Origin of the sequence: Agrobacterium sp. GD03872, from assembly GCF_029840625.1 — a bacterium.
In the GTDB taxonomy this organism is placed as follows: Bacteria; Pseudomonadota; Alphaproteobacteria; order Rhizobiales; family Rhizobiaceae; genus Agrobacterium; species Agrobacterium fabrum_A.
This window is the reverse complement of sequence record NZ_JAOCCY010000005.1, coordinates 231,193-257,305: the sequence shown is the minus strand read 5'-3', so window position 1 is coordinate 257,305 and position 26,113 is coordinate 231,193. Positions and strand designations below refer to the sequence as shown.

Below are 26,113 nucleotides of genomic sequence, written 5' to 3'. Positions count from 1 at the left end.
GCCAATGGGAGGCCGCTTCTACCCTATTGTCAGTTGAACCGGAATTGATTTTTGAGAAGCGGCGCCTGCGGTTTCAGAGCGCTTCGATGCACATGGCGACACCCATGCCACCGCCGATGCAGAGCGTTGCGAGGCCCTTGGACACGTTACGGCGGCGCATTTCGAAAATCAGGGTGTTCAGGACGCGCGCACCTGAGGCGCCGATCGGATGGCCGATGGCAATCGCCCCGCCATTGACGTTGACGATAGCGGGATCGAGGCCAAGTTCGCGCACCACGGCGCAGGACTGGGCCGCAAAGGCTTCGTTGGCCTCCACAAGGCCGATATCGTTGATTGACCAGCCGGCCTTAGCCAGCGCCTTGCGGGACGCGGGAATAGGCCCGGTGCCCATGATCTGCGGATCGACGCCCGCCGTTGCCCAGGAGGCGATACGGGCGAGCGGCTTGATGCCGCGCCTTGCCGCTTCTTGTTCCGACATCAGAAGCGTTGCGGCTGCGCCGTCATTCAGGCCGGAGGCGTTGCCGGCTGTGACAGTGCCCTCCTTGTCGAAGGCGGGGCGCAGTTTAGCCATGGTTTCCAGCGAAGCGCCATGACGGATATGTTCATCCGCATCGATGACGATATCGGCCTTGCGGCCTTTGACCGTAAAGGCCACGATCTCATCGGCAAAACGGCCGGCGTTCTGCGCCGCTTCGGCCTTGTTTTGCGACGCGACGGCAAACTGATCCTGCTCATCGCGGGAAAGCTGCCATTGGCGCGCAATGTTCTCGGCGGTGATGCCCATGTGATAGCCGTAAAAGGCGTCGGTCAGGCCGTCCTTCAACATGGTATCGATCATCTTGAAATCGCCCATCTTCACGCCCCCGCGCAAATGGGCGCAGTGAGGCGCCATGGACATGGATTCCTGGCCGCCGGCGATGACAATGTTCGCATCGCCGGTCGCGATCTGCTGCATGCCGAGTGCGACGGTGCGCAGGCCCGAACCACAGAGCTGATTGAGGCCGAAGGCGGTCGCTTCCTGCGGAATGCCAGCCCTCATTGCCGCCTGCCGCGCCGGGTTCTGCCCCTCGCCCGCCGTCAGGACCTGACCGAGAATGACTTCATCGATTTCGTTCGCTGCGACACCGGCGCGCTCCAGCACGGCGCTGATGACGGTCGCCCCGAGTTCGTGGGCTGGCGTATTGGCGAAGTGGCCATTGAAAGAGCCGACGGCAGTGCGCGCGGCGCTGGCAATCACGATTGAAGGCAGGGTCATCAGTTTTCTCCTCACTTGCGGGCGGAGACTGGCAAAGCTTTCAATACAAGTCAAATGGCGAAAGTTGCTTTAAAAGATGTTGCTAAATGACACCGGAATCTTGCGAAAAATTGCTGCGCAAAAAACAAACTGTTGCGATGCACAAAACATTTGTCAGAGAGCGCATTTTGCGCATACACTTTGCACCGGGAAGAGCAATAACACCAAAAAACAAGAAAATACCATCATCGCGAGGAGGCGGGCATGGCGAAACACGACGGCGAAACAATCATCAAAAAATATGCCAACCGGCGGCTCTACAACACCGGCACCAGCACCTATGTGACGCTCGATGATCTGGCGCAGATGGTCAAGCGCGGCGAGGACTTCAAGGTTCAGGATGCAAAGTCCTCCGAAGATATTACCCACGCGGTGCTGACGCAGATCATCGTCGAACAGGAGGCCAAAACCGGCAATACGTTGCTGCCGACGGCGTTTCTGCGGCAACTGATCTCCTATTACGGCGACCAGATGCAGATGGTCGTGCCGACATTTCTCGAACATTCGATGAAGACCTTTTCCGACCAGCAGAGCCAGATGCAGGAGCATATGGCCAAGGCTTTCGGCGATGGCTCGCTTGCCCGCAATTTTCAGGCGCCGCTGCAAATGATGGAAGAGCAGATCCGCCGCAATACGGAACTGTTCCGGCAGGCAATGCAGGGTTTCACGCCTTTCGCAATGCCGCAGGCGCCCAAGGAAACCCGCAAGCCGAACGCCTCCGAAATCGATGAGCTGAAGGCGCAGCTGCGCGCATTGCAGCAAAAGCTCGATCAGCTTTGATCCTGCTTGGCCCTGGCCGATGCCGAATCTGACCATCGCATCGTTGCTGCTTCAGATCTTCAGCCTGCTGCTCTTTCCGGAACGCGCAACAGCAGCAGGAAACCTGCTCCCAGAAACACGATGAGTGTCGCCATGCCGACATGGGCGGAACCGCTCATATAGGTTGCCATGGAAAATGACAGCGTCGCCATGAAGCTGGTGGCCCGTCCGGAAAGCGCGTAGATGCCGAAATAGCGGCCCGCTTCCGCCACGGTGATATTGCGGGCGAGATAAGAGCGGGACGAAGCTTGAACCGGGCCGAAGGCGAAGCCGATCAGCACGCCATAAAGAAGATAGGCCTTTTCCGCGCCTGTAGCGAAAATGCCGCCATTATCCACTGTCGACAATTGCATCAAGCCGAACAGGGTTGAGCCCTTTTCCGTCGAGACGATACCGAGCGTGGCCAGCAGCAGGAGCACCAGACTGATAAGGATGGTGATGCGCGAGCCGAGTTTCTGGTCGATACGCCCGGCGGCAAAACAACCGGCAATAGCGACGACGTTAAGCAGAATACCGAAGAGGCCGATTTCCATCGTCGCCCAGCCGAACATGCCGGCAGCAAAGGCTCCGCCCAAAATAAGCACGCCATTGACGCCATCCTGATAGAGCATGCGCGCGATCAGAAACCGCAACAGAACGGGACGATAGCGCAGTTCGCGCAGGGTTATCTTCAGCTCCCCCAGTCCCGAGCGGATCGCGGCACCAAAAGGCAGGCCCTTTTTCGCATCCGGGGTCAGCAGAAACATCGGCATAATGAAGATGAGGTACCAGAGCGCGGCGAGCGGGCCGGTTATTCTGGCGTCTTCTCCGGTTGCGGGGTCAAGACCGAAAAGCGGCCTGATACCGGCGATGGTGAACCCGGTCTGCGGATTGGCGGCGAGCAGCGTGACCACGGCAATCAGCACCACCATGCCGCCGAGATAACCGAGCCCCCAGGCGAGATTGGAGATACGTCCGACATTTTGCGGATTGGTCAGCCGGGGCATCATCGAGTCGTTGAAGACAATCGAAAACTCCGCCGCGATGGAGGCGAAAATCATACAGATGACGGGCAGGACGATCGGCGAGCCTGGCGCGGCAAACCAGAGGAAGAAAAGGCTGACGATCTTGATAACGGCAAAAAAGGCGATCCACGGTTTGCGTGCGCCGGACTGGTCGGCGATCGAGCCGAGGATGGGCGAGAACAGGGCGATGATGATCGACGACACCGTCGCCATGTTGCTCCAAGTCGCCTGGGCCGAAATCGGATCATCGGTGAGGCGGGCGACGAAATAGGGGCCGAAAATGAAGGTTGTGACGACCGTAAAGAAGGGCTGCGCCGCCCAGTCGAACATCACCCAGCCCCAGATGCCGCGTTTGGCAACCACTGTTTCCGCATTTGGGGAAGGGACAGTCATTCATCGTCCTATCGGAAAATCGGCGGGAGAATAAAATGCGGAATGCCGCTGCATCCCGTTTTGTCTGCCGCCATCCGGGCCTGCGACCCGGATGGCTTTATCGAAACTGCCGGTCAGCGTGCCTGAACGATATCGCCAAGCAGCCCTGCCGCGACCGTCAGACGGGCAAGGTTTGTGTCGCCGCTTTCGCTGAGCGCGCCGAGTTCGGAGACGATACGGTTGACGCGCACGCGGTCGGCCGCATACCAGGCCTGAACCGGGTCTTTCTCCTTGGCATATTCCGTGAGCGCGGAAACAACGATCCGCCGTCTCGACGAAGAAATCTGGTCCTGACTGCGCAGAAGCGCCAGACTTTCATAGTGATCGGCGGGCGTGATGCGCTGGCTGGCATCCAGCAGGCGCGCGACACGGAAGGTCGATGAGACGGTGGCATAGCTTTCGGCGGCGCGGGCAAGCGTGGTGCCGGCGCTTTCGGCGATGCGCATGATCTCCGGCACATAGACGAGCAGGGAAAGCGTATCGAGTTCCTCCAGAAGACCGGAAGGAACGCCGTCGATTTCCGTGACGCCGAGTTCGCGACGATACTTCGCCGCTGCCGGTGACAGGGTCTTGATGGCGGTTTTCAGTCGCTCGATTTCGGTCGCCATGTCACCTGCGGCCGCACCCGCGCTCCCGGTTTGCAGGTAAAGCCTGCTCGCATCCGAGAAGATGCGCGTGATCGTGGCATAAAGCCCGTTCTGGACTTCACCGCCGATCTTGCCGTCAAGCGCGTCGACCTCGCTCCACAGACGTTTGAGACCGAAACCATCCTCGACGATCACCGCAGCCTTGACGACGTCGGCCGCCAGAAGGCCGCTCGCATCGGCAAGTTTCTGCACAAAGCCCGGGCCGCCGCGATTGACGACGGCATTGGCGAGCGCGGTCGCGACGATTTCGCGATGCAGACGATGCGCCTTGATATCGTCCGCATAGTTCTTCTGCATCTTGGCCGGGAAATAATCGACCAGAAGATGCTGGAGATAGGGTTCGTCGGGAAGCGTGCTTGCCACCAATGCATCGAACAATGTGAGCTTGGCATAGGAGAGGAGCACGCCGATTTCCGGCCGGGTCAGCGGTTTGCCGGTGGCGTATCTTTCGCTGAATTCGGCATTGTTCGGCAGGGTCTCGACCTTGCGGTTCAGTTGTCCGGTCGCCTCCAGCGCGCTCATCAGGCGGCCGAGTTCTTCGCGGTTCGAAAGGCCCAGCCGCTCCGTCAGCGAGATCGCCAGCGATTGCAGGTAGTTGTTGCGCAATACCAGCTGTGCCACTTCCGGCGTCATGGAAGCGAGAAGCTGGTTGCGTTTCGGCATCGTCAGGCGACCGCTGTTAACGGCGGAGGCAAGCGCGATCTTGATGTTGACCTCCACGTCCGAGGAGTTCACGCCGGCCGAGTTATCGATGGCGTCGGAATTGCATCGCCCGCCCGAAAGCGCATAGGCGATGCGCCCCTTCTGGGTGATGCCGAGATTGGCGCCTTCGCCGATGACCTTGGCGCGCAGCTCGGTTGCGTTGACGCGGATGGGGTCGTTCGCCCTGTCACCCACCTCGGCATTGGTTTCCACCGCCGCCTTGATGTAGGTGCCGATGCCGCCGAACCACAGAAGATCGGTTGGTGCCTTCAGTATGGCCGTCATGATCTCGAAGGGCGTGGCGACTGACTTGTCGATGCCGATGGCGGCCACGGCTTCCGGTGTCAGCGTCACCGATTTTTCGGCGCGCGAAATGATCATCGCGCCGGCGGAGAGGGCCGAACGATCGTAATCCTGCCAGCTGGAACGCGGCAGTTCGAAAAGCCGCTTGCGTTCGGCAAAGGACCTGTCGGTGTCGGGATCCGGATCGATGAAGATGTCGCGGTGATCGAAGGCGGCGATCAGCCTGATCTTTTCCGACAGCAGCATGCCGTTGCCGAAAACGTCACCGGACATATCGCCCACACCCGCCACCGTGAAGGGGGTGGTCTGGATGTCGGTGTCCATTTCACGGAAATGGCGTTTTACCGTTTCCCAGGCGCCACGGGCGGTAATACCCATCTTCTTGTGGTCGTAACCGGCCGAACCGCCCGATGCGAAGGCGTCGTCCAGCCAGAAACCGGCCTCATGGGCAAGGCCGTTCGCCGTATCGGAGAAGGTCGCCGTTCCCTTGTCGGCGGCGACGACAAAATAGGGGTCGTCACCATCCAGTCGCAACGTATCGGCCGGCGGCACGATGGCATCGTCGACGATATTGTCGGTGATGGACAGCAGGGTGCGGATATAGGTCTTGTAGGCCTCGCGGCCGGCATTAAAGACCTCGTCGCGGGAGCCGCCGGCCGGCAGGTTCTTCGGGAAGAAGCCGCCCTTGGCGCCAACAGGCACGATCACCGCATTCTTGACCTGTTGCGCCTTGACGAGACCGAGCACTTCCGTGCGGTAATCCTGGCCGCGATCCGACCAGCGCAGACCGCCGCGCGCGACCTTGCCGAAGCGCAGATGCACGCCTTCGACCTCGGTGCCGTAGACGAAGATTTCGCGGAAGGGACGCGGGTCTGGCAGGCCATCCAGATGTTTCGGATCGAACTTGAAGGCCAACAGGTCACGCGGCGTACCGTCGGCATTTTTCTGGAAGTAGTTGGTGCGCAGCGTCGCGTCGATGGCGTTGACGTAACGTCTGAGGGTGCGGTCCTCATCGAGATTGGGAACGCCGCTCAAAGCCGCTTCGATTGCCTTGTGTATTTCGGCGAGCTTTTTCAGCCGCTTCTTTTCATCGACGGACGGATCGAAGCCGGCCTTGAACAGCGCGAAAATATTGCGGGAAATCGCCGGATATTTATAGAGCGTTTCGGAAATATGCTCCTGCGAATAGACGATGCCGGTCTGGCGGAGATAACGCGCATAGGCGCGCAGCACGGAGACTTCGCGCACGGTGAGGCCGCAGGCGAGGATCAGGCGGTTGAAGTTGTCATTGTCAACCTTGCTGGAGAAGGCGGCGAGGAAAGCTTCTTCGAGTTTCTGTCCGTAATGCGGCAGATCGAGCGTCGTTCCCTTGGCGACGGATAGCTCCATATCATGCAGCACGATGTCGCGCTTTTCGCCGTCCAGGACGACACCGATATCGAAGGTGCGCTCGCTAATGACATTGAAACCGAGATTCTCGAGCAGCGGCACGCGGCGCGAAAGCGGCAGGTGGCCGTCGCGGTGGAAAATCTTCAGTGACAGCGTTTCGGCCGACTGGCCTTCCTGCTGGTAAAACTCGATGCGGACCGGCTCACCCTTCGCCGCACCCAGAATATCCGGCATATCGCCGATCGCCTCTTCCGGCGTAAAGGCTTCCTGATAGGCTTGGTCCACCTCCAGCACCGGCGCACCCGGCTCGGAGAGGGCGACGAAATGGTCTATCCAGCGTGCCGCGATATCGCTGACGGCATCTTCCAGCTTGTCCTGGGCGATGCGCGGCGTCTTGCCTTCCGTGCGGCCGACGATGAAGTGGACGCGGGCGACGGCGCCTTCCGGAAAGGCGGGGTAATAGGCGGAAATATGCCCGTCATAGACCTTGCTCAGATAATCGCCGATCTTCTCGCGGACGTAAGAATTATATTCCTCGCGCGGCACGAAGATAATGGCGGAAACGAAGCGGTCGAAACGGTCGATACGTGCGAGCACACGCACGCGCGGCCGGTCGCTCAGCTCCATGATCTGCTCGATGAAGCGGATCAGAAGATCGGTTTCGATCTGGAAGAGATCGTCACGGGGATAGGCTTCCAGCGTGTTCTGCAGGATGCGACCGGAGTGGCTGTTCGGGTCGAAACCGAAATGCCGCTCGACTTCCGCGACCTTGGCGCGCAGCAGCGGTATCTGCTTGACCGAGCGCGTATAGGCGGTGGCGGTAAAGAGGCCGACGATGCGCAATTCGCCGATGACGTTGCCGTCCTCGTCGAAGCGCTTGATACCGATATAATCCATGTAGGCGCGGCGGTGCACGATGGATTTCACATTGGCCTTGGTGACAATGAGGAAATCCGGGCCGTCGAGGAAGGCGAGGATTTCCGGTGTCGTCGTCACGGCGTTCTTGCCGAGGCGCAGCACGCGTACATCCGGATCGCTGAGGCTGCCGAGGCCAACGCCGTCACCGCGCTCGATCTTGGCGTTCTTTCCCTTGCCGGAATAGGTGTAGTCACGCATGCCGAGGAAGGTGAAATTGTCGTTGCGAAGCCAGTTGAGGAATTCGACGGCTTCCGCACGCTCGGTCTTGCGCCGCGACGAGCCGCGCTTGGACAATTCATCCAGCGCCTCATCGAGTTTCGCCAGCATCGGCCGCCAGTCCCGATAGGCGAACTGGACCTGCGCCAGCACGAAGCGCAGCCGTTCCTCCAGCGTTGCGGCGGCCTGCTGCGTCAGCGGCGCGATATGCAGCTGGATGAGGCTTATATTCTCGGTCGGATCGTCCTCGGGTTCCGCGAGGCGATAGCCCGCCTGCGCACTTTCGTCGCGCACCAATATTGGATGCACGGCGAGATAAAGACCGCGATAGCTGCTCGTGACCTCGCCCATGACGGAATCGTAAAGGAAAGGCATGTTGCGGCCGATAATGGTCAGGACCGTTACCGGAATATCCCGCGGGGAGACACCTTCCACCTGGGTGATGCTGATATAAGGAGCCTCTCCGCTCCAGCGGGAAAGCGCCTCGAAACTGTGAGCCGCGCTTGCCGCCAGCATCTCCGCGGAATAATATTCTATATCGTCGGCACTTGCCCTTCCATAAAGAATACCTGGATCAAGAAATTGGACATTTTCGGCAATTGCCTGCTGACGCGCTTTTTCGATCTGTTTTTCGCGTTTTGGATTATTTCTGTAGCCCATTTGACGCGGATTCCTCCAAAAATCACACTTTAAAGTAAAAAAGCATCGCCAATTTGCGGATTTTGCCTTTTCAGTCGAATCGGATATTGGCGTGGAATTACGAAGAGTTTAAGAGGCTTTCGTGTTTCTTCACTCAGGAAACGAAATTTTTTTGCTCCTTTTGCCGCGAGGGCCTGTCACGAAGCATTTTGACAGTATTTCTGAGGCTAATTTATAGGCGGTTCTTTGGCCGCCATGTGATGTTGCGGCCACGGTCGAAGCAAATTATTGATTTGCGCCTATTTTTGTGGTACACCAACGATACTGATCCACAGCGTGGCATTTGTGTGCCCAAAAACACCACGAAAGCAACACCTCTTTTGCACGCGGTTTCCGTGACATATCGAGCGTTTACGTTATCGAACCCCGCAAGACGGGAAGGTGTGTTTTTGCGTGCATGGCCGGACCAGTGCGGAGTCACCTGACGGTTCCCCCGTCTCATCAGGGCCTGACCGACCCAACCCCGGCATTGCCGGGTATGTAACAGGGAGTTTTTAGAACGAATGACGACCCAGCAGAAGAAATCTCCAGCACATCACGGTTTCAAGACCGGTGAAGCGATTGTGTATCCCGCTCATGGTGTCGGTACCATTTCTGCAATCGAGGAACAAGAAGTCGCTGGCATGAAGCTTGAGCTTTTTGTCATTGATTTCGAAAAAGACAAGATGCGTCTTAAAGTTCCCGTCGCCAAAGCCGTCAGCATCGGCATGCGCAAGCTTTCCGAAGGCGATTTTGTCGAGCGGGCGCTGAAAGTGGTGCAGGGCAAGGCGCGTGTGAAGCGTACCATGTGGTCGCGCCGCGCGCAGGAATATGATGCGAAGATCAATTCCGGCGATCTCATCGCGATTGCGGAAGTTGTTCGCGATCTCTACCGCGCGGAAAACCAGCCGGAGCAGTCCTATTCCGAGCGTCAGCTTTACGAAGCCGCTCTCGACCGCATGGCGCGCGAAATCGCCGCCGTCAACAAGATGTCCGAAACCGAGGCTGTTCGCCTGGTGGAAGTGAACCTTGCCAAGGGTCCCAAGCGCGGCAAGACCGTCGAAGAGGACGATTCTCAGGACGAAGCCGCTTAATAACCGGCTTTTTCCCTCTAAAAAACCCGCCTTAATGGCGGGTTTTTTGTTGGCCGATTGCGGCGTGGAGATCACAGAATGCGGATTTTGGCACCGCCGCGCAGATGCGGCAGAATGCGGCGCATGTCTCGCGGGTCCAGGGCGACGCAGCCGGCGGTCGGCTCGTAGTCCGGCCGGATCAGATGCATGAAGATTGCCGAGCCGCGGTTGCGGCTTCTCGAGGTAATGTTCCAGTCGAGCACCAGGCAGACGTCGTAAAGACCATCCCTGCGCATCATCTCCTCGTGGCTCGATGCAAAGGGCGCCTTGACCAGCCTGTTGTAATTGGCGTTGCGCGGCTCGTCGCACCACAGCATGGACTTTCTCGTCCGCTGCATCGGCAGTGCCGTGGCGATAGCGGCGTTTCGGTCGCCACGATAAAAACCGTATAGCAGGCGGGTGGTGGAAATGGGTGATTTTCCGTCTCCCTCGCGTTTCAGCACGGTGCGTCCGTTGCGTCCGATTGCGGCGGGAAAGGTGAGATGTCCGAGCTGAACGATCGCCCGGCTTATTTTCAAAGGGGCAGGCCGAACCATGAGCGTCAATGCGCGTTTATGTTGCTTTAGGGGCTGTTTGCTCATGTTTTTCACGAGATTTTGCTTTGCAGGTTATCTAACGTGAAGTCATAGCACTTCGTAATATCATGGCAATGGGTTGACCTTTTATCGGCAAACCGCTGAATTGGCTGACAATTAGAGCACCGTGCGTCTTTTTGGATGTATGGGAAACGCTCTAACTCTTTTAAACTGGGCATTGTGATTTCCGAAATCGTGCGCGATTTTCGGCCGGTGCGCTAAAGTAAGAAAGGCTGAGACTCCGAATGACGGCTCGCACTATCCTTCTGGTGGACGATGACGACGATCTTCGGGAGACGCTGACCGAGCAACTGTCTCCTTATGAGGAATTCTCACTTCTGAGCGGCGCAAATGCTGCGCAGGCAATGCAGACTGCAAAGACCGCCCAGGTCGATCTTCTCATCATGGATGTCGGCCTTCCGGATATGGACGGCCGTGAGGCGGTGAAGCTGCTGCGCAAGGCTGGCTTCAAGGCGCCGATCATCATGCTGACCGGGCATGACACCGATTCCGATACGATCCTCGGGCTCGAAGCCGGGGCCAATGACTATGTGACGAAGCCGTTCCGCTTCGCCGTGCTTCTGGCGCGCATCCGGGCGCAGCTGCGTCAATATGAACAGAGCGAGGACGCGGTCTTTACCGTCGGTCCCTATCAGTTCAAGCCCAGCCAGAAGCTGCTGACGACCGAAGACGGCAAGAAAATCCGGCTGACGGAAAAGGAAGCCGCGATCATTCGTTATCTCTACCGTGCCGGCAGCACCGTCGTGACCCGCGATGTCCTGCTTGAAGAGGTCTGGGGTTACAATTCCGGCGTGACCACGCATACGCTCGAAACGCATGTCTACCGCCTGCGTCAGAAGATCGAGCGCGACCCGTCCAACGCCGAAATTCTGGTGACAGAGAACGGCGGCTACAAGATCGTTCCCTGACACGGGCGTCTTTTTCATCGTCACATGTCATGTTTGAAAAACCGAGCTGCGCATCCGAAAAGGTGCGCGGCGTTCTAATATCTTGTATTTTGAAGGCTGATATTGGAAAACCGCTATAGTGATGCAGGCGGTTTCCCGGAGTAGCAATCGACATGGCCTTGACGGACGACATCATTCTGCTGGGGCAAGTGCCGCTATTCGCCGGGTTCAGCGACGATCAGTTGCGGCTCATCGCCTTCGGCGCGGAACGCCGTCGTGTCTCGGCGGGACAGACATTGTTCCGGGAACATTCGCCGGCGGAATGCGCCTTCGCCGTGACATCAGGCCATTTCGAACTGTTCACCGCCGGGCGGGACGGCAAGCCCGTGCTGCAGGCGACGCCCGGCAAGGGTGCGCTGCTTTCGGAACTTGCGCTATTCACGCTCTGCGAACGAAAGTTCACCGCCGTCGCAGCCGAGGATTCCGAAGTCATCCGGATAACCCGCATCCTCTTCCACCGGCTGGTGGAGGAGTTTCCGGAGGTTGCCGATATCGTATCGGCGCGCATTCGCGACAATATAGCGGCCCTGGCGGCGGGTGCGGCCCGTTTGCAGAACCGCTTCGCCTGACATCAAGTCAAACGTAGTGGTTCAGAACCGGAAATGGGCGGTGACGGGAACATGGTCTGATGGCCGGTTCCAGCCGCGGGCCTCGCGCAATATGTCGATTTTTTCAAGCGAGGGGCCGAGATCCTGCGATGACCAGATGTGGTCGAGACGGCGGCCGCGATCAGCAGCTTCCCAATCCTTGGCGCGGTAGCTCCACCAAGTATAGATCTTTTCCGTCTCCGGCACGTTCAGCCGCATCAGATCGAGCCAGTTGCCCTTCTTCATGATGTCGAGCATTCCCTCGGTTTCCACCGGCGTATGGCTGACGATCTTCAGCAACTGTTTGTGCGACCAGACGTCGTTTTCAAGCGGTGCAATGTTGAGATCGCCGACGAGAATGGATGAGGTGCCGGGCACGCCATCGGCGCGAAGCGCCTTCATTTCCTCGATGAAATCGAGCTTGTGGCCGAATTTCGGGTTTATCGACCGGTCGGGTTCGTCGCCGCCGGCCGGCACGTAGAAGTTATGCAGTCGCACACGGCGCGATCCGACCTCAAAAATCGCGGAAATGTGCCGCGCATCGCCGATACCGCAATAGTCCTGGCGGTGGTCTTCGATCAGCGGAATTTTCGAGGCGATGGCGACGCCGTGATAGCCTTTCTGGCCGTGGATGATGACGTGCTCATAACCGAGCGCCTTCAGCGGTTTCATCGGAAATTCGCCATTCGGGCATTTGGTTTCCTGCAGGCAGAGAATGTCGGGCTTGTAGCGCACGAGAAACTGCTCAACGATCGGCATTCTGAGCCTGACGGAGTTGATGTTCCAGGTGGTTATCGAAAACGACATGCATGTGCTCCGCTTTTACTGCCGCGAACCGCATGGCCCGTGACATGTTTCCGGGGCGCAGGCTTATAACATCGCGATGAAAACGGGAATTTATTTTAGCGCTGAAATGAAAAAGGCGGCCGCAGGGCCGCCTTTCGAAAAGTTTCCGTGGCCAAACGTCTCAGCCGCCTTTGCGAACTTCTTCGTAATTGATGTTGAAGACGCGTTCATCGAGGTTCACGCCGGTCTGGACGTTGAAAATCATGACGGTCGTGTCCTTGTTCTGCGCGTCAGTCGTCGTCCATTGCCTCAGATCGAAGGTTTTCGGGTCGAACATCAGGGTAATGGTGGAATCGCCGAAGACGCTCTTGTCGCCAAGCACGATGGTGGTCAGGTCCGATTCTTCCTTCACGTCACGGACTTTCTGGTTGCCGAGATCGATCTTGTCGGAGAGAAGCAGGCTGAGCGGGGTCTTGGAAAGCGGGTAAAGATCCCATGTCTTCAGCTTCATGTTGCCGATGACGACGTTTTTGCCATCGGCGATGACGCGCATGGGCGAGGGGTCTTCATAGTTGAAGCGGAGCTTGCCGGGGCGTTCGATATAGAACTTGCCGCCAGTCTGTTCGCCGCGCGGGCCGAACTGGACAAATTCCCCCATCATGGTTTTGACCGATGAGAAGTGATTGGCGATCTTCTGTGCGGTTGCGCTGCTATTGCCGGCTGCCTGGGCAAATGCATCGAGCGGCGACAGGCCGGCCATGATTGCGGCCATGGAAAATGCCGTCAGCACGCCGCGACGCGTCACGCCGTTTTGCGGCGTGTTTGCGTTGGTCGTTTCGCCGATGGTGAGGTCGTTCATTCTATTCTCCTTCATCGCAGCGATTGTCCGCATAAAAGGCGGCGGCTTCATGACGTTGAAAGCGTGTAATAACGCTTCTCGGCCCCGCATGGTTGCCCGGCGCATCGGGCCTCTGCTTTGTGCATGTCGTTATCCCGAAACCGCTACACACTTTCGGGCGACATGTATTACCGCTCGATGATGTCTGCTTCCGTCGGCACGAGTATTTCGCGTTTTCCGGCGTGGTTGGCGGGGCCGATGATGCCCTCCTGCTCCATGCGCTCGATCAGCGAGGCAGCGCGGTTGTAACCGATGCCGAGACGTCGCTGCACATAGGAGGTGGAGGCCTTGCCATCGCGAAGTACGACGGCCACGGCCTGATCGTAGGGGTCCTCGGAATCGGAGAAATTGCCGGCGCCGGCCGGGCCGCCGCCATTGCCTTCCTCGTCATCTTCCTCGGTGATTGCTTCCAGATATTCCGGTGCGCCCTGTGTCTTCAGATAGGCGACGATTTCCTCCACCTCATTATCCGAGACGAAGGGGCCGTGCACGCGCTGGATGCGCCCGCCGCCTGCCATATAGAGCATGTCGCCCATGCCGAGCAGCTGCTCGGCGCCCTGCTCGCCAAGGATCGTGCGGCTGTCGATCTTCGAGGTGACCTGGAACGAGATGCGGGTCGGGAAGTTGGCCTTGATCGTGCCGGTGATGACATCGACCGACGGACGCTGGGTGGCCATGATGACGTGGATGCCGGCGGCGCGCGCCATCTGCGCCAGGCGCTGCACCGCGCCTTCGATGTCCTTGCCGGCGACCATCATCAGGTCTGCCATCTCGTCGATGATGACGACGATATAGGGCAGGGGCTTCAGGTCGAATTCTTCCGTCTCGTAGATCGCCTCGCCGGTCTGGCGGTCGAAACCGGTCTGCACCGTGCGGGTGAGGATTTCGCCCTTGTCGAGCGCCTGCTGCACGCGGCTGTTGAAGCCGTCGATGTTGCGCACGCCGATCTTCGACATCTTCTTGTAGCGCTCCTCCATCTCGCGCACCGTCCACTTGAGCGCCACGACGGCCTTTTTCGGATCGGTGACCACAGGGGAAAGCAGGTGCGGAATGCCGTCATAGATCGACAATTCCAGCATTTTAGGGTCGATCATGATCAGGCGGCACTGTTCCGGCGACATGCGGTAGAGCAGCGACAGGATCATGGTGTTGATGGCGACCGACTTGCCCGAGCCGGTGGTGCCGGCGACGAGAAGATGCGGCATCTTGGCAAGATCGGCGATAACAGGCTCGCCGCCGATGGTCTTGCCGAGCGCCATGGCAAGCTTTGCCTTGCTGTTTTCGAAATCGCGGCTGCCGATCAGTTCCCGCAGGAACACGGTTTCGCGCGTCTGGTTCGGCAGTTCGATGCCGATGGCATTGCGGCCGGGAACGACGGCGACACGGGCGGCAATCGCGCTCATGGAGCGGGCGATGTCATCGGCAAGACCGATGACACGCGAGGATTTGATGCCGGGCGCGGGTTCCAGTTCATAAAGCGTGACGACCGGGCCGGGCCGAACATGGATGATTTCGCCCTTGACGCCGAAATCCTCGAGAACACCCTCCAGAAGGCGGGCATTCTGCTCCAGCACTTCTTCACTCAGCATGTTGTCGCGCACGACATTCTTCGGTTCGGCCAGAAGATGGACGGTGGGCAGCTGGAAACCGTCGGCGGCGATGAAGGAGGCCTGCGCTTCACGCGCCACGCGCTCGCTTGGCTTCGGGCGTGCGGAAGGGGCGGTTATTCTGGGCTGCCCACGTCCAGGCGCCTGTCTGGCGGTGAATTTCTGGTCGGTTTCTTCGTCGGATAGAATGCCGTTCGGCAGGCGGCGTCCGTCCGCGTCGAAGGGCGGCTCATCATCCATCTCGTCGTCGTGATCGAGCGCGATGGATGGGGGAGACATCTGCCGGCGCGATGCGGCGCGTTCTTCGAAGGACGGTTCCGCGCGCTGGTCGAGGCGGTTGATCGCGGTCTTGAGGCGCGAAGGTTCGTTCAGCGTCCCGAATTCATATTCGTTGAAATCGTAGGGGTGTTCGAATTCGTCCTGCAGGGATTTCGACTTCAGGCCGAACAGTCGGCGGAAACGCGCCTGGGTGATATACCAGTAATGCGCCAGCGCGCCGAAGGCGAGCATGTTGGCGAAGAAGCCTTCGCCGTCGTCTTCATCGTCCTCTTCGGCCTCGCGGGCGGCGCGGGCCTTGCTGGCGACCGGGGCGGTATCTTCCCGCTCGAGTTCATCATCCAGGCCGCCGACAATACCGGCTGCAAACAGCATCAGCCAGGCGGCTGGCGCTGCAAATATGACACCCAGTACCGTGGCAATGGTGCCGGTAGGGTAGGCACCGATGAAAAGGGCGGGAAAGCGCAGGATCATGTCACCGATGACGCCGCCGATGCCGTTCGGCAGGGGCCACGTGACGGGAGCCGGAAAACAGCCGAGCGACGCGGCGCAGACGATGGCGCCTGCAATCCAGGCGACGATACGGGCGGGTATGCGATTGAACCTGCGTCCGGCGATCAGGGCGATCGCCCAGGCGATGACGGGCAGGAGCGAGATGATGGCGGAAAGCCCGAGGAACTGCATCACGATATCGGCGAAGATCGCGCCGCTGTAACCCAGGAGATTGGTGGGTTGGTTTCCCGTGGCGTAGGAGAGGCTCGGATCCGCCACGTTCCATGTCGCGAGTGCGGCAATACCGAGCGAAATCGTGGCCAGCAGGGCGAAACCGGCGAGAGCCATGATCTGACGCACGAAAAACGCCGTCAACACGAAGCGCGTGTGACGACCATCGAATGTCGGAGAATGCATTCTGCCCATGTCCCTGAACCCGTTGTTTTGTGGTTTCGGCAAGATCCCGGCAGGAGACCTGATCCCGGATTGACAGGGAAAACTAACCGCTCGCTGGTTAATGTCGTGTTAACCATGCGGTTTTTTGAGGCCGGTCGCAGATTGGCGGCAAAGAAAAAGGCCCGCCGGAGCGGGCCTTCCTTTTGGGAAAGGGATGGAGAAACCCTTTTCCCTGATATCAAGAATGGTAGGCGGCTTCGCCGTGGGTCGCGAGGTCGAGACCTTCGCGCTCGGCTTCGACCGGAACCCTGAGGCCGACGATCACATCGACGATCTTGTAGAGGATGGCGGAGCCGATACCGGACCACAGGATCGTTACGAGGACGCCCTTGGCCTGCGCCCATACCTGCGTTGCCGTACCTGCGTAGCTGGCTGCGAAGTCGGCCGTGGAATAATCCACGATGCCGGCGCCGCCGAGAGCCGGATTGACGAATACGCCGGTGAGCAGGGCGCCGAGAATACCGCCTATGCCGTGTACACCAAAGACGTCCGCCGTATCGTCATAGCCGAACTTGTTCTTCACGGTGGAGACGAAGAAGTAGCAGGCAGGAGAAACGATGAGGCCCATGATGATTGCGCCCATCGGACCGACGAAACCGGCGGCAGGCGTAATAACGACGAGACCGGCGACGGCGCCGGAAGCAGCGCCAAGCATGGAGGCTTTGCCACGGGTGAAGTTTTCAACCAGCGCCCAGGAAACGATGGCGCCAGCTGTTGCAACGAAGGTGTTGATCATCGCAAGTGCGGCGTAAGCATTGGATTCCAGATTGGAACCGGCGTTGAAGCCGAACCAGCCCACCCAAAGAAGGGCCGCGCCGACCATGGTCAGCGTCATGGAGTGCGGAGCCATCATGTCTTTGCCGAAGCCTGTGCGCTTTCCGACCATGATGGCGCCAACGAGACCGGCAATACCGGCATTGATGTGAACGACGGTGCCGCCGGCAAAGTCGATTGCGCCGAAACCGAAGATAAGGCCGGTCGGGCCGTCATAGGCGCTCGGGCCGCCCCAGAACCAGACCATGTGCGCGATCGGGAAATAAACGAAGGTCAGCCACAGGATGGTAAAGAGGATGACAGCCGAAAATTTGATTCGTTCGGCAAATGCGCCGACGATCAGCGCCGGTGTGATGGCGGCAAATGTCATCTGGAAGCAGACGAAGACCAGTTCAGGAATGGCCGCGCCCTTGGTGAAGCTTTCCGACAGGGTCGTCGTATCGACACCGGCAAGGAACATCTTCGAGAAGCCGCCGACGAAGCTGTTGAGCGAGCCGCCATCCGTGAAAGCGAGCGAATAGCCGTATGTGACCCAGATGATCATGGCGACGGCCGCAATCATCATGACCTGCATCAGAACCGACAGCATGTTTTTGGTGCGCACGAGGCCACCATAAAAAAGCGCCAGGCCGGGTACGATCATGAGAAGGACGAGGATTGTCGAGATCAGCATCCAGGTGGTGTCACCCTTGTCGACCGTCATTGCCGGTGCGGCTGCTGCCGGCGCAGCCTCCTGGGCAAAGGCGATGGCGGGGGCCATCAGGGCCGCCGCACCGGCGCCCAGCTTGCCGAGCGTCAAAAACTTGTTGAGTTGCATAGTTGGAAAACTCCCCTGTCAGCCGTGCTTCAAAGCGCTTCTGTGTTGGTTTCGCCGGTACGGATGCGCACGGCCTGTTCGATAGAGTAGACGAAGATCTTGCCGTCACCGATCTGCCCGGTCTTTGCCGCAGACGCGATCGCCTCGACGGCCTTGTCGACGACGTCGGATGGAACTGCGATCTCGATCTTCAGTTTGGGAAGGAAGCTCACCGCATATTCCGTGCCGCGATAAATTTCGGTATGCCCCTTCTGGCGTCCGTAACCCTTCACCTCGGTCACGGTCAGGCCCTGGATGCCGACACCGGTAAGCGCCTCGCGCACCTCATCCAGCTTGAACGGCTTGATAATGGCCATCACAATTTTCATCTGGTTTCCCATCCTTTGTTTGTCCTCGGCGCGGAGCCGACTCTCCTTGCCGCTGGCAGATCAGTAACAGCGACTGCGGAGATACATTCAAAGGGCGTGCCAGTTTTGGATGGTTCTTCTAACTTATTGAAATATAAAATTTATATGACAGGCGTCTGAAAAACGGGCACGAAGCCGCGCAATTTTCGTCTATTAAATGTGCGATTTTCAAAAAAAGCGCATTATTTAATCATTTGCCCTTTTGCGGATCAAACCTTCCTGCGCCACGGAGGCGACCAGTTGACCCTGTCTGGTGAAAATATTGCCACGGGTCAAACCGCGGGCACCGGAGGCGCTGGGGCTGTCCTGTGCGTAGAGCAGCCAGTCATCCAGCCGGCAGGGGCGATGAAACCACATGGCGTGATCGAGGCTTGCGACCTGAATGGACGGATCGAAGATGGTCGTGCCATGGGCGTAAAGCGAGGTGTCGAGCAGGGTCATGTCGGAGAGATAAGCGAGAATGGCCGATTGCAGGCACGGATCGTCAGGTACATCGCCGACGGCGCGAACCCAGATATCCTGCCGCGGTTCGAGTTTTTCCTTGGAGATGTAGTGTGTCAGCGAAACCGGCCTTATCTCGATCGGCCGCTTGTTGCTCCAGTATTTGCGGATGGAAGCGGGCGCCTTGGCAAGAAAGGCCGCCTGCATCTGTTCCTCGCTCATCAGTTTTTCAGGCGGCGTCACGTCCGGCATTCTGATCTGATGGTCGAAGCCGTCCTCGAAAATCTGAAACGAGGCCGACATGGAAAAAATCGCCTTGCCGTGCTGGATGGCGACCACGCGCCGGGTACAGAAGCTTGCGCCGTCGCGGATACGTTCCACCTGATAGACTATAGGCACGAGCGGATCGCCGGGGCGCATGAAATAGGCATGCAGCGAATGCACCAGGCGGTCGTCTTCCACTGTTTTTTGCGCGGCGATCAGGGCCTGTGCGATGACCTGGCCGCCGAAAACCCGCTGCCAGCCGATCTGCGGACTTTCGCCCCGGTAGAGGTTCTCCTCCAGCTTCTCGAGATCGAGCGTGGCAATGAGATTGACCATCGGGTCTGACGTTTGCAAGGGATGCGACATTTTTTCGACCTGCTGCGGCTGTAGGAAGACGTCACATGGTCTATAGTGCGCCGATGATGCGTGCACAAGATTTGAGGAGAAGCGCGATGCTGGACGTGGTAGTTGCAGGTGGCGGATATGTCGGTCTTTCCGCTGCCGTCGCAATCAAGCAGGCTGCGCCGCACCTCAACGTGCAGGTGATTGAAGCCGCTTCCGAGGACGTCTGGAAGAAGGACGTCCGTGCCTCCGCCATCATTGCGGCGGCCACCCGGATGCTCGATGTTTTCGGCATCTGGAACGAGATCGAGCCGGAGGCACAGCCGATCCACAAGATGGTCGTCACCGATTCGAAGACGGCCGATCCCGTGCGACCGGTGTTCCTCACCTTTGACGGTGCGGTGGAGGAGGGCCGACCCTTTGCCCATATGGTTCCGAATGTTGCCATGGTGGGCGCGCTCCGGGGTCTGTGTGACCGTCTTGGCATTGAAATCCATCATGGTCTCAGCGTTTCCGGCTTTACCGCGGGGCCGCAATCAACGGCCATCACCCTTTCCGACAATTCGGTGCTGGAATCGCGATTGCTCATCGCCTGCGACGGCGTTCGCTCGGCTCTCAGGGACATGGCGGGCATCAAGACCGTGCACTGGGCTTACGATCAGTCCGGCATTGTCACAACTGTTGAGCATGAGCGGCCGCATGAGGGCTGTGCCGAGGAACATTTCCTGCCATCCGGCCCTTTCGCCATTCTGCCGCTGAAGGGAAACCGTTCGTCGCTCGTCTGGACCGAACGCACCGCCGATGCCGACAGGCTGATCGCCTCCGACGATCTGGTGTTCGAGGAAGAGCTGGAGCGCCGGTTCGGTCACAAGCTCGGTCCTGTCCGGCCGGTCGGGCCCCGTCGCGCCTTCCCGCTGGGTCTGACGCTGGCGCGCTCCTTCGTCGCGCCGCGTTTTGCGCTTGCCGGTGATGCGGCGCACGGCATTCACCCGATCTCCGGGCAAGGCCTCAACCTCGGCTTCAAGGACGTTGCCGCGCTGGCTGAAACGGTGGTTGAGGCGGACCGTCTTGGCCTCGATATCGGCTCCCTCAATGTTCTGGAGCGGTACCAGTCCTGGCGGCGTTTCGACACGTTGCGCATGGGCGTGACGACGGATGTGCTGAACCGGCTGTTCTCCAACGATGTCGGTCCCATTCGCATCATGCGCGATTTCGGTCTGGGCGTGGTGGATCGTTTGCCGGGTCTCAAGTCCTATTTCATCGGCCAGGCCGCCGGCACGACGGATGCGAATGCGCCGCGTCTTTTGGCCGGCGAGGCGCTTTGATCGGCGCGTTCGCGAAACGGCGAACAAGCCTCCCCGCAATTGTCGCTTGACAGGTGATTACGGCAGTTTTCGTCTTTTGCCGGAAACGGAAAGCTGAATCCGGGCAAGGACTTACCCGGATTCACAATCTGGTATGGAATATGGATTCTCCAACCAGATATTGCGGAGAACAAAAGCTGAATCCGGGAGAGTCAGCGATTCGTATTCGATTCGTTCGCAGACTGTTCCGCAGCCGAATCGATTCCATTTTCGCCGGATTCTTTTTTGGCCTTCAAGTCGCTGAATCTGAAGGAAAAATTCGGCTACCAATTCCCCTTAGGCGAGTTTCCGGATGAGGCCTATTGCCTTTGTCGGCGGGCATTGCCATGTGTGGTGCGTGCGGCTCGCATCGATAATAGCGAGTGGCACGACAAGCAGATGAAGTCGATTCGCGGATACTACGTTGAATTTTCGCCCCATGATCCTGAGCGGCCGCGGTGTTACGGCCGTTCTCGGCCCCACCAATACCGGCAAGACCCATTACGCGATCGAGCGGATGGTCGCGCATGGCAGCGGTGTCATCGGCCTGCCGCTGCGTCTTCTGGCGCGGGAGGTCTATACCCGTCTGGTCGAAAAAGTGGGTGCGCCGAATGTGGCGCTGATTACCGGCGAAGAAAAAATCGCGCCGCCGAAAGCCAAATATTCCGTCTGCACGGTGGAAGCCATGCCGCGCGAGACAAATGCCGCCTTCGTCGCTATTGACGAGGTGCAGCTGGCGGGCGATCTCGAGCGCGGCCACATCTTCACTGATCGGGTGCTGCATCTGCGGGGTCGGGAAGAGACGCTGCTGCTTGGCGCCGGCACGATGCGCCCGATCCTCGAAAGGCTGCTGCCGGGAATCACCGTTGTGGAGCGGCCGCGCCTGTCGCAGCTCTTTTATGCCGGCCAGAAGAAGATCACCCGCCTGCCGCAGCGCACCGCGATCGTCGCTTTTTCCGCCGACGAGGTCTATGCGATTGCCGAACTCGTGCGCCGTCAGCGCGGCGGCGCGGCCGTGGTGCTGGGCGCGCTGTCGCCGCGCACGCGCAATGCGCAGGTAGGGCTCTACCAGTCGGGCGACGTCGAATATCTTGTCGCGACGGATGCCATCGGCATGGGCCTCAACCTCGATGTCGACCATGTCGCCTTTGCGCAGGACCGCAAGTTCGACGGTTACCAGTTCCGCAATCTCAACCCGGGTGAAATCGGCCAGATTGCCGGCCGCGCCGGCCGTCATCTCCGCGATGGCACATTCGGCGTGACAGGGCGTGTCGATCCATTCGATGACGAGCTGGTGGAGCGGATCGAAACCCATCAGTTCGATGCGGTGAAGGTGCTGCAGTGGCGGACGAAAAATTTCGATTTTTCCTCCATCGCCAATCTGCGCGCGAGCCTGGATGCCGCCCCGACGATACAGGGGCTATCGAGGGCCTTGCCCGCGATCGACCAGCAGGCGCTCGAATATCTGTCGCGTTATCCCGAGATCATCGACGTGACGACGACGGATGCGCGGGTGGAAAAGTTGTGGGAGACCTGCGCGCTGCCCGACTATCGCCGTATTGCCCCTGCCCAACATGCGGACCTGATCTCGACGCTTTATTTCGATCTCGTCAAGCGCGGAACCGTGAACGAGGATTTCATGGCCGAGCAGGTGCGCCGCGCCGACCGCACCGATGGAGAGATCGATACCTTGTCTGCGAGGATTGCGCAGATCAGAACATGGACTTATGTATCGAACCGCCCAGGATGGCTTGCCGATCCGACACACTGGCAAGAAAAGACGCGGGAAATCGAGGATCGATTGTCCGATGCGCTACATGAAAGGTTGACGAAACGCTTTGTTGATCGCAGGACATCTGTGCTCATGAGGCGCCTGAGAGAGAATGCGATGCTTGAAGCTGAAATCAGTGTAAATGGTGATGTCTTCGTAGAAGGTCATCACGTCGGCCAGTTGGCCGGGTTCCGGTTCACGCCGGTGCCGGGAATGGAAGGGCCGGATCAGAAGGCCGTGCAGGCTGCAGCGCAGAAGGCGCTTGCGCTCGAATTCGAGGCGCGTGCCGCGCGTCTGCATGCCAGTGGAAATGGCGATCTTGCTTTGAGCTCCGATGGTCTGGTGCGCTGGCTGGGCGAGCCGGTGGCCCGCCTTTCGGCCGGCGACAACATCATGAAGCCACGGGTGATCCTGCTTGCCGACGAGCAGCTAAGCGGCAATGCCCGCGATCACGCGCTTGCGCGGATCGAGCGTTTCGTCAACCACCAGATTGCGACCGTGCTGAAACCGCTGGACGATATTTCCCGCGCCGAAGACCTTCAGGGTCTGGCGAAGGGTCTGGCGTTCCAGCTCGTGGAAAACCTCGGTGTGCTCTTCCGCCGCGATGTTGCCGAGGACGTGAAGTCGCTCGATCAGGACGCACGTGCCTCCATGCGTCGTTACGGCGTGCGTTTCGGCGCCTATCATGTCTTCCTGCCTGCGCTTCTGAAGCCCGCTCCGGCGGAGCTTGTCACGCTGCTGTGGGCGTTGAAGAATGATGGTCTTGGCAAGCCGGGTTATGGCGATCTCATTCCGGTGCTGGCCGCAGGCCGTACCTCGGTCGTCACCGATGCCAGTTTCGAGCGCATGTTCTACAAGCTCGCGGGTTTCCGCTTCCTCGGGAAGCGTGCCGTGCGTATCGATATTCTCGAGCGCCTGGCCGATCTCATCCGTCCGCTGCTGCAGTGGAAGCCCGGCCAGCAGCCGCGTCCGGAAGGCGCTTATGACGGCCGCCGTTTCACGACGACGACCGCCATGCTTTCCATTCTCGGCGCAACGCTTGATGACATGGAAGAGATTCTGAAGGGCCTCGGTTACCGCGCCGATCAGGTGACGGCGGAAGAGGCGCAGGCCTTCCTCGCCAGCCACGCCGGCGCTTCTGCTCCGGCTGCCGGCGAAGCGGCTGCGGCTGAAGAGGAAAGCGTCGAGACCGAGGAGCACGAGCCGGCTTCAGAAGAACACGTGTCCGAGACGGCAGTTGTTGCTGAAGGCGAAGCTGCCGAGGCGCCAGTTGCGGAGGCTGCCAGCGAAGAAGCTGTCGCAGTCGAAGCCGCGCCGGAAGGCGCCGAGGCCGCCGAGCCCAAGCCTGTCCTCCTGTGGCGTCCGGGTGGGCGCAACGAAAATCAGCGCAGCGAAAACCGTCGCCCCGGCAATCGCGGTCAGGGCCGTGGTGAGGGAGCGCGCGAACAGGGCGAGCGTCGTGGTGAAGGCCGTCGCGACAATCGTGATGGTGCAAACCGCGAGGCTGCCAATCGCAGTGGCGAGGGCGAGCGCAAGCGCGATGGCGGGCGTCCGGACCGCGGCAACAACCGCAACAATGATCGTCATGATCGCGGGGAGCGCAAGGACCGGCCGGAACGCAATGACCGTGGCGGAAAGCCTCAGGGTCAGCAGCGCTTCGAAGCCAAGCCGCCGCGCAAGGAGAAGCCGCTCGATCCGGATTCACCCTTCGCAAAGCTCGCTGCCCTCAAGGAGCAGCTGAAGAAGTAAGCCTATGGGAAACAGCGAACAGCCACTGGAAAGCACGCGTCAGCGTCTGGACAAGTGGCTGTTCTTTGCCCGTATGGCCAAGTCCCGTTCGCTTGCCCAAGGCTACATTCAGTCGGGCCATGTCAAGGTCAACGGGCTTACCGTCCGCCAGCCCAGCCATGCGGTGAAGGCGGGTGACAGGCTCGATATCAGTTTCGAGCGCATGGACAAAATGCTCGTCGTCAAGTCCGGCGGGACACGGCGTGGGCCCTATGAGGAAGCCAGACTTCTCTATGACGACCAGACACCGCCGCGGGAGCCTTCCGACAGGCTGACGCCTCTTGAGCAGGCGTTGCGTCAGCCGGGCAGCGGGCGCCCCACCAAAAAAGAGCGCAGGGCGCTCGACAGGTTTCTGTCTGATAGCGACGGAAGCAAAGATTAGAATAAACCTCCAGACTGCACCCCTTTTTCAGAATTGTTTATCCTTGCTATCTGAATGCAAAGGCATTACGTCACTTGCGAAATTGCCCTGTCTGAATTCCGGGCGACGGCTTGTGTTCCGAAGCCCACAGACCCGGCCTGCATATTCTGGAGTTCATCATGACATATGTCGTGACCGACAATTGCATCCGCTGCAAATATACCGATTGCGTCGAGGTTTGCCCTGTCGACTGCTTTTACGAGGGTGAAAATTTCCTCGCGATCAATCCCGATGAGTGCATCGATTGCGGTGTGTGCGAACCGGAATGTCCCGCCGAGGCCATCAAGCCCGATACGGAGCCGGGTCTCGACAAGTGGCTGAAGCTCAATGCCGAATATGCGGCAATCTGGCCTAATATCACGATCAAGCGCGACCCGATGCCGGAAGCCAAGGAAATGGACGGCGTTGAAGGCAAGCTGGAACTCTATTTCTCAGCCGAGCCAGGGCAGGGCGACTGAGTTCTGCGCCGTGGCGTCGAAATCATGACTAAAAAAGAGCCCTCGCAGCTGCAGCGCGAGGGCTTTTTTTATCCGCCGCGGCCGGATTGCAGTGTGGTCGATAGCAGCGTCAGAAGGGCCACGCTTTCCTCTAGGCTTTGCCGCTGACGGCTTTGCAGGATGGCGGCCTGCAGACGGTTCATTTCGCGGGCGATCGCCGCTGGCTGCCATGTCCGCAGCGCTCTTTCGATGATGGGTTTCCTACGGAAATGGATGTGGCGTCCAAGTGTCTGCATGACCTGACCGGCCTGCAGTTTTTTCTCATCCATTTCCGCCCGCATCTGGTCGAGCAGCTGGAACTGCTTGAGGCAGCCCTGAAGCACGAGAAAAATCGGCGTCTTCGAGGCGATGATCTTCTGGGTGGCATGAAAAAAGGCGTTTCTATCACCCTTCAGAATGGCGTCGACGGCATCGTCGGCGGAAACCGTGCTGGCATCACCGATGATGGAAAGAACGTCGTCTTCCTCGATCACCTCGACGCCTCGGCAATAGAGCGCCAGCTTGCGGATCTCGTTGCGCGATGCGATACGGTCGCCGCCGAGCGATTCTATCAACCTCTGCCGCGCAGCCGGCGCGATGCGCAGGTTGTCTGCGGACAGTTCCTGATCGATCAATGCATTCAGCGAGCGGGCATCGTCGGCATAACAGGGGATCGCGGCGACCGAGCGCGCGGGTTCTGCGATCTTGCGCAGTCCGGTGCCTTTTTTAATGTCGCCCGCTTCGATGATCAGGAAGCTTGCTTCCGGCGGTGTTTCCGCCAAAATCTGCAGCGCATCCACCAGCGCCTTTTCGGCCGAAGCGCCTTTGACCCAGACGAGCTTTTCGCCGCCGAAAAGGCCGATGGCATTCACCTCGTCGAGCAGACGGCCGGGGTCGCCCTGCAGATCGGATGCGGTCAGTTTCAGCGATGCGAAAGCGTCATCGGGATCGATACCGGTCTTCTTGGCGATGACGCCCGCGCGTTCCGATACCAGACCGCGATCCGGGCCGTAAAGTACGAAAACGCGAAAGCGCTCCGCCGGATTTTCGGCGAAGCGCTCGAATTCATGGGACTTTATCTCCGTCACG

At 59.3% G+C, this 26,113-nt stretch carries 19 protein-coding genes; 8 read left to right on the top strand and 11 right to left on the bottom strand.

Annotated elements, in window-relative coordinates:
* Nucleotides 1-73: 73 nt before the first annotated feature.
* Nucleotides 74-1,255 carry an acetyl-CoA C-acetyltransferase gene (locus N5D22_RS15010; protein WP_279656549.1) on the bottom strand — a complete coding sequence of 394 codons (1,182 nt, stop codon included), beginning with the start codon at nt 1,253-1,255 and terminating at the stop codon, nt 74-76.
* 243 nt (nt 1,256-1,498) lie between these two features.
* On the opposite strand from N5D22_RS15010, the gene phaR reads away from it, so the two are divergent.
* The gene (gene phaR / locus N5D22_RS15005) at nt 1,499-2,074 is read left to right on the top strand and encodes a polyhydroxyalkanoate synthesis repressor PhaR (RefSeq protein ID WP_003520279.1); all 576 of its coding nucleotides are present in this window, start codon (nt 1,499-1,501) and stop codon (nt 2,072-2,074) included.
* Nucleotides 2,075-2,133: 59 nt separating this feature from the next.
* On the opposite strand, the gene N5D22_RS15000 is transcribed toward phaR, so the two are convergent.
* Nucleotides 2,134-3,510 (bottom strand): MFS transporter, encoded by a 1,377-nt coding sequence (locus tag N5D22_RS15000; RefSeq protein ID WP_279656550.1) that lies wholly within the window; start codon nt 3,508-3,510, stop codon nt 2,134-2,136.
* Nucleotides 3,511-3,623: 113 nt separating this feature from the next.
* Nucleotides 3,624-8,384 carry an NAD-glutamate dehydrogenase gene (locus N5D22_RS14995; RefSeq protein ID WP_279656551.1) on the bottom strand — a complete coding sequence of 1,587 codons (4,761 nt, stop codon included), beginning with the start codon at nt 8,382-8,384 and terminating at the stop codon, nt 3,624-3,626.
* Nucleotides 8,385-8,926: 542 nt separating this feature from the next.
* On the opposite strand from N5D22_RS14995, the gene N5D22_RS14990 reads away from it, so the two are divergent.
* The gene (locus tag N5D22_RS14990) at nt 8,927-9,496 is read left to right on the top strand and encodes a CarD family transcriptional regulator (RefSeq protein ID WP_003505223.1); all 570 of its coding nucleotides are present in this window, start codon (nt 8,927-8,929) and stop codon (nt 9,494-9,496) included.
* A 71-nt stretch (nt 9,497-9,567) separates the two neighbouring features.
* Here N5D22_RS14990 and N5D22_RS14985 read toward each other — a convergent pair whose 3' ends face one another.
* Entirely contained in the window at nt 9,568-10,071 is a 504-nt protein-coding gene (locus N5D22_RS14985; protein ID WP_279656552.1) for a L,D-transpeptidase, read from the bottom strand.
* Nucleotides 10,072-10,355: 284 nt separating this feature from the next.
* Between N5D22_RS14985 and N5D22_RS14980 the strand changes: the two genes are divergently transcribed.
* Nucleotides 10,356-11,039: a response regulator transcription factor gene (locus tag N5D22_RS14980; RefSeq protein WP_279656553.1), complete on the top strand. Its 684-nt coding sequence runs from the start codon at nt 10,356-10,358 to the stop codon at nt 11,037-11,039.
* A gap of 152 nt (nt 11,040-11,191) precedes the next feature.
* Complete coding sequence (locus N5D22_RS14975) at nt 11,192-11,647, top strand: cyclic nucleotide-binding domain-containing protein (RefSeq protein ID WP_279656554.1); 456 nt, start codon at nt 11,192-11,194, stop codon at nt 11,645-11,647.
* Nucleotides 11,648-11,668: 21 nt separating this feature from the next.
* On the opposite strand, the gene N5D22_RS14970 is transcribed toward N5D22_RS14975, so the two are convergent.
* The 6 genes from N5D22_RS14970 to tesB all read right to left on the bottom strand — a co-directional run bounded on the left by N5D22_RS14970 (nt 11,669) and on the right by tesB (nt 19,249).
* Entirely contained in the window at nt 11,669-12,472 is an 804-nt protein-coding gene (locus tag N5D22_RS14970; protein WP_279656555.1) for an exodeoxyribonuclease III, read from the bottom strand.
* A 160-nt stretch (nt 12,473-12,632) separates the two neighbouring features.
* Nucleotides 12,633-13,310, bottom strand: a complete 678-nt coding sequence (locus N5D22_RS14965) for an outer membrane lipoprotein carrier protein LolA (RefSeq protein ID WP_279656556.1) — start codon at nt 13,308-13,310, stop codon at nt 12,633-12,635.
* A gap of 167 nt (nt 13,311-13,477) precedes the next feature.
* Nucleotides 13,478-16,141, bottom strand: coding sequence for a DNA translocase FtsK (locus N5D22_RS14960; protein ID WP_279656557.1), 2,664 nt, complete (start codon nt 16,139-16,141; stop codon nt 13,478-13,480).
* A 217-nt stretch (nt 16,142-16,358) separates the two neighbouring features.
* A complete protein-coding gene (locus N5D22_RS14955) occupies nt 16,359-17,771 on the bottom strand; it encodes an ammonium transporter (RefSeq protein WP_279656558.1) in 1,413 nt (470 codons plus the stop codon).
* A 29-nt stretch (nt 17,772-17,800) separates the two neighbouring features.
* A complete protein-coding gene (locus N5D22_RS14950) occupies nt 17,801-18,151 on the bottom strand; it encodes a P-II family nitrogen regulator (RefSeq protein ID WP_004444057.1) in 351 nt (116 codons plus the stop codon).
* A gap of 213 nt (nt 18,152-18,364) precedes the next feature.
* Complete coding sequence (gene tesB, locus N5D22_RS14945; protein ID WP_279656559.1) at nt 18,365-19,249, bottom strand: acyl-CoA thioesterase II; 885 nt, start codon at nt 19,247-19,249, stop codon at nt 18,365-18,367.
* Between the two features lie 56 nt (nt 19,250-19,305).
* Here tesB and N5D22_RS14940 point away from each other — a divergent pair, with 56 nt between their 5' ends.
* From N5D22_RS14940 to fdxA, 4 genes are all read left to right on the top strand, one after another.
* Nucleotides 19,306-20,550, top strand: coding sequence for a ubiquinone biosynthesis hydroxylase (locus N5D22_RS14940; RefSeq protein ID WP_279656754.1), 1,245 nt, complete (start codon nt 19,306-19,308; stop codon nt 20,548-20,550).
* 457 nt (nt 20,551-21,007) lie between these two features.
* Nucleotides 21,008-24,088 (top strand): helicase-related protein, encoded by a 3,081-nt coding sequence (locus tag N5D22_RS14935; RefSeq protein ID WP_279656755.1) that lies wholly within the window; start codon nt 21,008-21,010, stop codon nt 24,086-24,088.
* Between the two features lie 4 nt (nt 24,089-24,092).
* Nucleotides 24,093-24,509: an RNA-binding S4 domain-containing protein gene (locus tag N5D22_RS14930; RefSeq protein WP_279656560.1), complete on the top strand. Its 417-nt coding sequence runs from the start codon at nt 24,093-24,095 to the stop codon at nt 24,507-24,509.
* A gap of 158 nt (nt 24,510-24,667) precedes the next feature.
* Nucleotides 24,668-25,006 (top strand): ferredoxin FdxA, encoded by a 339-nt coding sequence (gene fdxA, locus N5D22_RS14925; protein ID WP_003520294.1) that lies wholly within the window; start codon nt 24,668-24,670, stop codon nt 25,004-25,006.
* 68 nt (nt 25,007-25,074) lie between these two features.
* Here the strand turns inward: fdxA and holA are convergent, their stop codons facing one another.
* Nucleotides 25,075-26,112, bottom strand: coding sequence for a DNA polymerase III subunit delta (gene holA, locus N5D22_RS14920; RefSeq protein ID WP_279656561.1), 1,038 nt, complete (start codon nt 26,110-26,112; stop codon nt 25,075-25,077).
* Nucleotide 26,113 lies beyond the last annotated feature (1 nt).